Below are 1,070 nucleotides of genomic sequence, written 5' to 3' on the forward strand. Positions count from 1 at the left end.
TCGAACACCACGTCGACCGGTCCGGTCGACGTGGTGTTCGATCCGCGCGTGGCGCGCGGCATAGCTGGCCATCTCGCCGGCGCCATCAACGGCGCGTCGGTCGCGCGCAAGACCAGCTTCCTGCGCGACATGATGGGCAAGCAAGTGGCGTCGGCCGCGATCACCGTCACCGACGAGCCCTTGCGGCGGCGTGGCCAGGCCTCGCGTCCCTTCGATGGCGAAGGCGTCGAGGGCGACAAGCTGCTGATGGTCGAGAAGGGGGTGCTCAATCACTGGTTCCTGTCGACCTCGGCCGCGCGTGAGTTGGGCCTCGTCACCAATGGGCGCGGCTCGCGCAGCGGCTCGTCGGTCTCGCCGTCCTCGACCAATCTTGCCATCGAGCCCGGCGAGCGCTCGCCGGAAGACTTGATCGCCTCGTTGAAGCGCGGCTTCTATGTCACCGAGGTGTTCGGCCAGGGCGTCGACATGGTGACCGGCGAATACAGCCGCGGCGCCTCCGGCTACTGGATCGAGAACGGCGCGCTGGCCTATCCGGTGGCCGAGGTGACGATCGCCTCGAACCTGAAGACCATGTTCCTCAACATGGTGCCGGCGAACGACCTCGACCGCAATTTCGGCACCGCGGCGCCGACGCTCCTGATCGAGGGGATGACCCTTGCCGGTGCTTGACCAACTGACCTCGAGCGAGGCCCGCGACGACCTCGCTCTGCTGCGCGATGCCGCCCGCGAGGCCGGCGCCATCGCCATGGGTTATTTCGGCAACAACCCGCAAGTGTGGATGAAGGGCGGCACTTCGCCGGTCAGCGAGGCCGATCACGCGGCGGACGCCTATCTGCGCGAGACCCTGCTCAGGGCACGTCCGGATTACGGCTGGCTGTCGGAAGAGACCGCCGATGACCACGCCAGGCTGTCGGCGCGCCGCACCTTCGTCGTCGACCCGATCGACGGCACGCGCGGTTTTCTCGATGGTTTGCATTCCTGGTGCGTCAGCGTCGCCGTGGTCGAGGAGGGGCGCTCGCTCGCCGGCGTCCTCGAATGCCCGGCCAAGGGCGAGACCTATTGGGCCTGTC

Annotated in this window: 2 protein-coding genes; both read left to right on the forward strand. The window is 67.8% G+C overall.

The features are described from left to right. Positions 1–669 (forward strand): metallopeptidase TldD-related protein (locus EOD07_RS35435; protein WP_164772900.1); only part of this gene is annotated, 669 nt, incomplete at its 5' end. After that, positions 656–1,070: 3'(2'),5'-bisphosphate nucleotidase CysQ (locus EOD07_RS35440; RefSeq protein ID WP_164772901.1), on the forward strand; the 415-nt coding region annotated here is incomplete at its 3' end. The genes EOD07_RS35435 and EOD07_RS35440, both read left to right, overlap by 14 nt.

The organism is Mesorhizobium sp. M2C.T.Ca.TU.002.02.1.1 (genome assembly GCF_003997225.1).